The 6,574-nt window shown below is 39.2% G+C and carries 7 protein-coding genes and 1 tRNA gene; 2 read left to right on the plus strand and 6 right to left on the minus strand.

The annotated features are described in order from the left end of the window. Positions 1–45: 45 nt before the first annotated feature. The 6 genes from clpX to WBJ10_RS07975 all read right to left on the minus strand — a co-directional run bounded on the left by clpX (position 46) and on the right by WBJ10_RS07975 (position 4,873). Positions 46–1,284 carry an ATP-dependent Clp protease ATP-binding subunit ClpX gene (gene clpX / locus WBJ10_RS07950; protein WP_424289056.1) on the minus strand — a complete coding sequence of 413 codons (1,239 nt, stop codon included), beginning with the start codon at positions 1,282–1,284 and terminating at the stop codon, positions 46–48. Then, a complete protein-coding gene (clpP, locus tag WBJ10_RS07955; RefSeq protein ID WP_424289058.1) occupies positions 1,284–1,985 on the minus strand; it encodes an ATP-dependent Clp endopeptidase proteolytic subunit ClpP in 702 nt (233 codons plus the stop codon). Before clpP ends, clpX begins: the two co-directional genes overlap by 1 nt. Positions 1,986–2,077: 92 nt before the next feature. Then, on the minus strand, positions 2,078–3,424 hold the full coding sequence (gene tig, locus WBJ10_RS07960) for a trigger factor (protein WP_424289060.1): 1,347 nt from the start codon (positions 3,422–3,424) through the stop codon (positions 2,078–2,080). Between the two features lie 67 nt (positions 3,425–3,491). Beyond that, positions 3,492–3,573: transfer RNA gene (locus tag WBJ10_RS07965), tRNA-Leu, on the minus strand. Positions 3,574–3,698: 125 nt separating this feature from the next. Then, the gene (locus tag WBJ10_RS07970; protein WP_424289062.1) at positions 3,699–4,490 is read right to left on the minus strand and encodes an ABC transporter substrate-binding protein; all 792 of its coding nucleotides are present in this window, start codon (positions 4,488–4,490) and stop codon (positions 3,699–3,701) included. 2 nt (positions 4,491–4,492) lie between these two features. Beyond that, positions 4,493–4,873 carry an SRPBCC domain-containing protein gene (locus WBJ10_RS07975; RefSeq protein ID WP_424289064.1) on the minus strand — a complete coding sequence of 127 codons (381 nt, stop codon included), beginning with the start codon at positions 4,871–4,873 and terminating at the stop codon, positions 4,493–4,495. Between the two features lie 361 nt (positions 4,874–5,234). Between WBJ10_RS07975 and WBJ10_RS07980 the strand changes: the two genes are divergently transcribed. Together WBJ10_RS07980 and WBJ10_RS07985 are read left to right on the plus strand one after the other, a co-directional pair. Next, the gene (locus WBJ10_RS07980) at positions 5,235–5,666 is read left to right on the plus strand and encodes a hypothetical protein (RefSeq protein WP_424289066.1); all 432 of its coding nucleotides are present in this window, start codon (positions 5,235–5,237) and stop codon (positions 5,664–5,666) included. A gap of 11 nt (positions 5,667–5,677) precedes the next feature. Next, a complete protein-coding gene (locus tag WBJ10_RS07985) occupies positions 5,678–6,547 on the plus strand; it encodes a helix-turn-helix transcriptional regulator (protein WP_424289068.1) in 870 nt (289 codons plus the stop codon). Positions 6,548–6,574 lie beyond the last annotated feature (27 nt).

Genomic DNA, 6,574 nt, shown 5'->3' on the forward strand with positions numbered 1-6,574 from the left:
TAATTCTGTTAAACAAAGAACCCCCGATTAAATCGGGGGCTCTTCTTATGCTACTTTTAATTTCTTAAGGTCGGATTTCTCAAATTTATCCGTGGCATAATCGAGCGTGATAAACAAATCCTTCGTGCTCTTTCCCGAGGGTGTTTCATACATGGCATCAATCATGATGGCCTCGCAAATAGAGCGTAATCCACGAGCCCCGAGTTTGAACTCCATCGCCTTATCTACCACAAATTCCATCACATCCTTTTCGAACTCAAGTTTCACGTTTTCATACTCAAACAACTTTTTATATTGCTTGATTAATGAATTTTTTGGTTCAGTGAGGATACTCAATAGCGTTTCCCGATCAAGTGGATTTAAATGCGTGATCACAGGTAATCTTCCGATAAGTTCGGGTATAAGCCCGAACGACTTGAGATCCTGTGGCGTGATATATTTGTAAAGGTTTTTCAGGTCGATATTCAAATCTTCCTTATCCACTTTATATCCTACAGTCTGGGTACGAAGCCTGTTAGCGATCTTTTTGTCGATCCCATCAAAAGCACCTCCGCAAATAAACAAGATATTATTAGTGTTTACCGCGATCATTTTCTGATCTGGATGCTTCCTTCCCCCCTGCGGCGGAACATTAACTATAGTTCCCTCCAGGATCTTTAAAAGCGCCTGTTGTACTCCTTCTCCGGATACATCTCGGGTGATTGAAGGGTTATCGCTTTTACGCGCGATCTTATCAACTTCGTCAATGTACACAATTCCTCTTTCCGCTGCAGTTACATCATAATCAGCAGCTTGAAGCAGACGAGTCAGGATACTTTCAACATCCTCTCCCACATATCCTGCCTCGGTTAATACCGTAGCATCACAAATACAGAATGGGACATTGAGTACACGGGCAATCGTTTTAGCTAAAAGCGTCTTTCCTGTACCCGTCTCTCCAACCATTATAATGTTGGACTTCTCAATCTCAACTTCATCTTTACCGATCTTCTGGTTAAGGCGTTTATAATGATTGTATACCGCTACAGAAAGTATTTTCTTTGCTTGATCCTGACCAATAACGTACTGGTCAAGGTGTGTTTTTATTTCGATTGGCTTTAGTAGCGTTTCAAAAGTTTGAGTCGACTTCGTTTTACGGACATTAAGTTCCTCTGCAAGTATCTGATTCGCCTGGGCTACACATTTATCACAAATGTGAGCGTCCAATCCTGCAATCAGCATCAAAGTATCCTGCTTGCTTGAGCCACAGAATGAACACTTAATATCTTTATTTCCTTTACTCATTATTTCTTATCTCCGGTTCCTACTAACACCTCATCAATCATACCATATTCTTTAGCCTCGTTAGCAATCATCCAGTAATCCCTGTCTGATGCTCTCTCAACCCACTCATAAGTTTGCCCTGAATGCTTAGCAATGATATCGTATAACTCTTTTTTCAACTTCAGCATTTCCCTCAGATTAATTTCCATATCTGAAGCTACACCCTGAGCGCCGCCTGATGGCTGGTGTATCATAACCCGTGAATGGGGTAAGGCTGCTCTTTTGCCTTTAGTACCAGCACACAGCAATACAGCAGCCATGGATGCTGCCATCCCCGTACAAATAGTAGCTACATCAGGTGTGATGTACTGCATAGTATCATAAATACCAAGGCCTGCATAAACTGAGCCACCAGGAGAATTTATATAGATCTGGATATCCCTTTTAGCATCTGTCGACTGTAGGAATAATAATTGAGCTTGAATAATATTTGCAATACCTTCATGCACTGCATCACCAAGAAAAATAATACGATCCATCATTAAACGTGAGAACACATCCATTTGTGCTACGTTTAACTGACGCTCCTCAATGATATAAGGTGTCATGGCACTCGGTAAAGAAGCATGATTCACACGGCCAATGAAACTATCGACATGCTGGCTGCCGATGCGATGATGTTTAACTGCGTATTTTCGGAATTCGTTTTTATCGATGTTCATATTGAATATTATAATTTAAGGTATGAGTTATTTTTGTAATTTTTTATGATTTGAACTTTTTAGAACGCAATAACCCATATCTCAATCATAGGCTATTTCAATTCTAAAAATTTATTGTATTCTATTTCTTTGGTATCTAAAGTGATTACAGTTTTCAGGTAATCAAATACATGTTGTGCTTTTACCTCTTCAAAAATACGATTTGCATTTTCCTTTTCCTGTAAGAACTGAGCTGTATATTGTCCCAGTTGCTCCTCAGATAATGGTTGAGGACTGTACATTCTGAATTGTGCATCTAAACGCTTTTTAGCCGTTTCGAAAACTTCCTCGTATTTGATCTCCAGTTTGTTATCCTTAATGATCCTGTTTTCGATGAGCGTCCATCTCAAATTACGTGCAAAATCATCATAACCTTGCGCTAATTCTTCATCACTCAGCTTTTCGTTAGTCGCTTTTAACCATCTTTTCAAAAACTCATCCGGAAGGTCCATCTTTACTTTGTCCAGTCCAAACTTCAACATATCCGCCTGTAACTTTTGATCAGCATTCTGAACCATCATGGATTCCAGTTCCTCTCTGATCTTCTCTCTAAACTCCTCTTCAGTCTTAACCACATCAGCACCAAATAGTTTATCAAAGAACTCCTGATTTAAGTCTCCTTCTTCCAAACGGTTGATATTCTTCACCGTCAGTTGAAATTTAGATTTCAGGTCTTGTGCATCTTCTTCAGAAATATTAAGGAGCTTAGCAATAATTGTAGCATTGCTTTCGAAAGCTTTCTGCATGTCTAAGTCGACAACATCTTCTTTCTTTAACCCGATTAATGTTTTCTTAATCCCTTTGTCAGATACTTGATCCAAACGCACGGAAGCAGTATTGGTTATACCACCTTCAAAAACAGAACCATCTGCTGAAAGCTGCTTCAAATCTGCGTACAATACATCATCCTCTGCCGATACGTCAGGATTTGACATTTTGCCATAAGATTTACGAAGATTTGTGATACGTGAAGCCAGGGTTTCTTCGTCAACTTTAACCTTATAATAAGTAATTTGATCTTTTGAAGAAAAGTCCAAATTGAATTCAGGAGCCAGCCCTAATTCATAAATAAATTCGAATTCATCCGTAAAATCCCAATTGAAATCCTTGCTATCATCAATTTTAGGAAGCGGCTGTCCCAAAACCTCCAGCTTATTTTCGGTGATATAATTGGTCAGCGTATCATTAAGGATAGTGTTTATCTCATCAACCAGAATGTTTTTACCGTACATCTTTTTAATGTGGGATGCCGGAACCATACCCTTACGAAAGCCAGGAAGCTGAGCCTTTTTTGCCTGTGTTTTAATTGCCTTCTCTACACGCTCTTTGTAATCGTCAGGATTAATCTTAACCGTTAAAACAGAATTCAGATTATCTATTTTGTCCTGTGTAATGTTCATTTTATGAGATTTAATCGTTTTTTGTTATACAAAAATTCCCCGGTTTGGTAACCGGGGAATTAGATAGTGCGGATGAAGGGACTCGAACCCCCACGCCGTGAAGCGCCAGATCCTAAGTCTGGTGCGGCTACCAATTACGCCACATCCGCATTTTAGGATTATTTTCGAATTTTAAATGAAGCTGCGAAACCTGCATATCTCATCTAATTCGGTCGGCAAAAATAAGGTTTTCCCCGTTAAGTACAAAAGGAAATGCATTATTATTTCAATAAAATTAATTTATCTGACTGGCTAATGTTCGAAGATAAGATGGAGTGTGGAGCAATCTGCTGCCATACCAGGAAAACATTTCCCCATCCACAATCATTACTTTCGCACCGGGGTACATTTCCTCAAACTCCTTAAGATGCACATCTTTAAAGGGATAGGGTTCCGATGATAAAAATACCAGGTCGGGTGTAATACCGGACGCCGCCTCCGTGTGTATTTCCGGATAACGTTCTAAACTTGTAAAGTTGTCAAATCCCGCCTGCTCAAGAATGTCGTTTATAAACGTACCCCTGCCGGCAACCATGCAGGGATCTTTCCAGATAAAATATGCAACTGTGGGCTTTTTATCACCTGCAGGACCGAGCTTTCTAAAGCCTTCCATTATTTTCGAGGATATCATATTTGCTTGCTGCGACCTCCCTGTCAAACTTCCTATACTATTGATCATTTCAATCGCATCAGCAAGCACATGGATATCACTCATCCAGACCGGGAACTCGCTCATCAGCACTTCAATTTCCGCGCGCTCGTTTTCTTCTTTATTCCCGATTATCAGGTCGGGCTTTAAACCTCGGATCTTTTGCAGATTAAGTTTCTTTGTACCGCCGATCTTAGCGGTAGATCTAAATTTTTCGTCGGGATGGATGCAAAACTTGGTAATGCCCACAATTTCATTGTCCAGCCCCAGATCAAATAACAATTCTGTCTGCGATGGAACAAGGGAAATAATACGGCGGGGAGGATATTCTATGATAAGTTCCCTTCCCATCTGGTCAATAAATTGCTGTGGTGACAATACTATTCCTCGTAAAAATCCTGTAAAGAGCCAAAATAGTTAAGATTCCATCCTTCGATCATATCGTCTATATCAGAATCAGGGATATTAGTGTGGCGAAGTTCTACCGATGTACCGTTTTTATCGGGATGCAGAATAAAAGTAACAATGGACTCCTCCGGCTGATCACCGAAATACCATTGCTGAACTATTTTCTTATTCTCGACAAACTCAATATTTCTGCCCGCAATACTGTCATCCCACAGAGAAAACTCAGATCCTGGTTCTGTACTCATAATCGCTTCCGCACCCGTCCATAGCGAAATAGTCAGCGGGTTAGTCAGCGCCAGATAAACGTCTTCGGGCGGTGCCTGCACCAGGTAATAATTTTTATAGTCTTTCATTACAATTTAATTTGATGCCTCAGCAGCTACTATCATGCGCTTCTAAAGGAGTTTATCTCTGTCCTCTTATGAAGGGGCAAATTTATAATAAATGGGTGAATAAGATTGAAGATGAACGAAACCCTGTTTCATCACATTTTTCCCATACTCCATCACATTTAATAGGTACTAGTTGGATAAAGGCTAATATTTGAGTGATAATTAAATGCCTGATATGCTAAAATCACTTTTTTTCAAATTATTAGCAACAATTAAGGAAACGTGTCGTCCTATACCTGTCAGCATAAAAGAATGAAATTGGAAAGGTTTCAGAAACATCCGGCGAAAGCGTCAAAATAATAAAATATATAAAACAGTGGATATGTTATTTGAAGATTTCAACCAAAACGAGCTAGTGGAAGCCCAGAAAAAACGGGTGCTTAACCTGCGAGTGAGTTATCCAGTCGCTTTAGATAATAAAGTAAATAAGGTACTTCATTACGCGGTCCATAAAATGGGATTTGACCCACAAGCCGAATTCACTTTTAACGCTGGAGATAAAAGAATAGACCTGCGTGATTCGGATGAAAATATGCTTTCAATACATATTGAAGCAAGCGAGTCTGCAGCAAATACTGAAAATATCATATTTTATACAAACGACTGCCTCAGGGATTACCATAGATATCTTGTATTAGGTGTTGAATTTGTTAACCGCCCGGAATATAATTCAGCGGGTTTACAGGTTCGCTTCATCGACGATGAAGACAATTTTTACACCTTGCTTGAGGAACGTAACTACAACGAATCCTAATTAAAGAGATCATGAAATTTCTACGAGTCCTTAAGAATGATAATAAGATTTACGGTGAGACCGTACAACACGCTTATTATCCGGAACACGAAAGTAATTTCTCTATCAAAACTGTCTTTAGCGGCAACCGCACTTTTAATATTGGAAAGAGAAAACTGGACTTATATCCTGAAAATTTTCTTGCAATAAAAAAAGGCACCTCATATTCCAGCACGATCGATTCTTCTGAGCCGGTAAATAATTTGGCTATTTCGTTTTCCCCATCATTCTTAAGCGACTTCAACAGGGTGCAAAAAACCCGTCACCCAACGCTGCTCGATGAGCCTTTTCAGGACGATGATTTCCAGGATTTTTCATTTATGGAAACCATATTTCCTTTTTCAGGAGATATGAAATACAACATCATGCACTTAAAAGAACACTTAGAACAAGGTGCACCTGATGATTTGCTGCTTAACGAATACCTGCACCACTGCTTAATTAATTATTACAAGGTCTACAATAAGGAAGTAGTTGATAAATCTGAAAAATTAAATTTTTTAAACAGCAGCACTAAAGTCGAAATCCTGAAAAGACTCACTCTGGCAAAGGAATATATCATCAGTAATTACAACAAGAAAATTGAGCTGGAGGATATTGCAGGGCATGCGTGTTTATCCGTAAATCATCTGCTCCGCACTTTCAAACAAGCTTACGGGCAATCTCCTCATCAATATCTTATTAAAACGAGAATTGACAGATCGAAATATCTGTTGAAGAATACCAATTACACAATTAATGAAATTGTTGACATCATTGGTTTTGAATGCCCAAGTTCATTTATCAGGCTATTTAAGAGTACCAACAAGTTGACGCCTGGGAAATACAGGTTGGTATCTTAAGTATGTCAATTGCCACGAGCTTTAGCC

It is taken from the genome of Daejeonella sp., from assembly GCF_049655485.1.
Classification (GTDB): domain Bacteria; phylum Bacteroidota; class Bacteroidia; order Sphingobacteriales; family Sphingobacteriaceae; genus Daejeonella.

Coding starts and splice junctions, on each gene's coding strand:
- clpX (WP_424289056.1), bottom strand. CDS start 1,284: ATGAGTAAAGGAAATAAAGATATTAAGTGTTCATTCTGTGGCTCAAGC.
- clpP (WP_424289058.1), bottom strand. CDS start 1,985: ATGAACATCGATAAAAACGAATTCCGAAAATACGCAGTTAAACATCAT.
- tig (WP_424289060.1), bottom strand. CDS start 3,424: ATGAACATTACACAGGACAAAATAGATAATCTGAATTCTGTTTTAACG.
- WBJ10_RS07975 (WP_424289064.1), bottom strand. CDS start 4,873: ATGAAAGACTATAAAAATTATTACCTGGTGCAGGCACCGCCCGAAGAC.
- WBJ10_RS07980 (WP_424289066.1), top strand. CDS start 5,235: ATGTTATTTGAAGATTTCAACCAAAACGAGCTAGTGGAAGCCCAGAAA.
- WBJ10_RS07985 (WP_424289068.1), top strand. CDS start 5,678: ATGAAATTTCTACGAGTCCTTAAGAATGATAATAAGATTTACGGTGAG.